The organism is Arsenophonus sp. ENCA (genome assembly GCF_002287155.1).
Lineage (GTDB): Bacteria > Pseudomonadota > Gammaproteobacteria > Enterobacterales > Enterobacteriaceae > Arsenophonus > Arsenophonus nilaparvatae.
Genome location: NZ_NHNG01000455.1, coordinates 1 through 1,747 on the forward strand (window position 1 = coordinate 1; position 1,747 = coordinate 1,747).

General features: G+C 40.1%; 3 protein-coding genes. 1 reads left to right on the top strand and 2 read right to left on the bottom strand.

Going from position 1 to position 1,747, the window contains the following annotated elements; all coding sequences use genetic code 11:
* The coding region (locus CBG25_RS11785; protein ID WP_290603789.1) for a transposase at positions 1-291 on the top strand (291 nt) is incomplete at its 5' end.
* Here the strand turns inward: CBG25_RS11785 and CBG25_RS11790 are convergent.
* Both CBG25_RS11790 and CBG25_RS11795 read right to left on the bottom strand, forming a co-directional pair.
* Positions 248-574: a hypothetical protein gene (locus tag CBG25_RS11790; RefSeq protein WP_290606823.1), complete on the bottom strand. Its 327-nt coding sequence runs from the start codon at positions 572-574 to the stop codon at positions 248-250. The two genes, CBG25_RS11785 and CBG25_RS11790, sit on opposite strands and share 44 nt — an antisense overlap.
* 3 nt (positions 575-577) lie before the next feature.
* Positions 578-1,483, bottom strand: a complete 906-nt coding sequence (locus CBG25_RS11795) for an Rpn family recombination-promoting nuclease/putative transposase (protein ID WP_290606824.1) — start codon at positions 1,481-1,483, stop codon at positions 578-580.
* Positions 1,484-1,747 lie beyond the last annotated feature (264 nt).

A 1,747-nucleotide genomic window follows, 5' to 3' on the forward strand; every position in this document is an offset into this window, starting at 1 on the left:
ATAGTAACAAACAAAGAGAATCCCACCCGTGAATACGTCAAATCTATCATGGATGCCCGTTGGTCTGTTGAAGTTTATCATCGAGAAGTTAAACAAAATTGTGGTATTGAACGCTGTCAGGCTCGCACGAGCCGAGCGCAAAGAAATCATATTTTTCTCGCTATTTCTGCGTGGTTTGAACAACATAAACGTCGTATATCTGAAAAAATAACCCTTTATCAACAAAATTGGGACGTAATCAAAAATGCTATTGCTGAGCACATCCGTGTTTTATTAGCGTACCCAAATTAGTTTTGTGCGAAACTCGTGTCTGTAAGATGGCCTCTTCCAACGGCAATCGCTTTTTAGGTGGTATGGGTGGTTTTGGAATTTTAACCTTCACTTCCTGTTTAGGTTTAACAACGGGCTTCTTGGGTTGCTGTTTTGTTACTTTGGAAGGATGAGGCTTTTTTGCCTGTTTTTTGGGCGTAGGATTCACCCAGACCTTTTTACGGTAAACTGAGTTACTTTGGGGCCGCTCTTCTTGTGAAGCCTTTCTAGGGCGATTGAGGCTTAATTTCTGGCGTTCTGTCATGGTTTAATCTTTAAACAGGTTGCTCATTTCATTATCAGTCAAGCCCGTAAATTTCATCACAGATTGCCTGTCCATACCACTTTCAAGCATTTGCCGCGCTATCTTCATCGAAGCCTGTTTTTCGCCCTTTTGAATACCCTTTTGAATACCCATTTCTTCAATTTGTTGAGCAATAGTCATAAGTGCTCCTTCGTGTTTTTCAGATTGTTTGGCTATCTCGGTGATAAATTCCATTGGCTTTTGGGCATTACCCTCTTGGATGAGATAGTTAAACAGGGTGATAACCTGATTATCGGTATAATAATTATACGACAACAGCGTAACAATTTCATTCATAAGCTCTGTCATATCACGTCGACGAATATGCTTTTGTATCAAAGTTAACAAAGCCATTCGCCTATGCTGCATAATCTGACCGTCTTCTAATGTTGTCACATCTGCCAATTTAAACGGTTGCGTATAGATACTCTCGGCGAGTTTTCTGTCATGAAAACAGTCCAACCAATTCGTACTATAGGGATGAGGACTTTGTTCACCACAATAAAATAAAATGGGGAAAACGAGCGGTAATTGCTTGTGTCCGGCTTCTAAATGCTTGTGCATGGCTGCAAGACTATAGCGCATGAGTCGCCATGCCATGAGCTTATCAGGGGTGGACTGGTGCTCAATCAAAACATAGATATAGCCACTTCCCTTATTGGTACTGACGGAGTAAAGAATATCACTTTGATAGTTTTTCATCCCACTATCGATAAAAGAGCCAGATTCCACTTTTAGGCTGTCTAAATCACACAATGCCTTAATCTCATCCGGTAGCCAGATATCAAAAAAATCTTTAGCCGTGTCTTTCTCACTTAAAAACTGCTTGAATACAGCATCGTGTGGCGTTGGGGTGAATTTTTTACTCATCTGATATCTTCAATGATTGCTAGCGTAAGATTGAATTATGGCAAACAAACAGGCTATATTAAATACGCTACTTAATCATTACATTTCAGACATTATAATCCAGCCATACAAAAACGCGCCCTATCTTCTTAGGTGCGTTTATTTTTTGCTATTGGTATCTTTTCATGGCTAATCACAAGAAAACCGCCCAAAATCGATTACAGGCGTTTTTAGAGGCATCCTTGAGTTAACCCTGTGCCGTTTTTTCATTCTCAGCAACTTTGG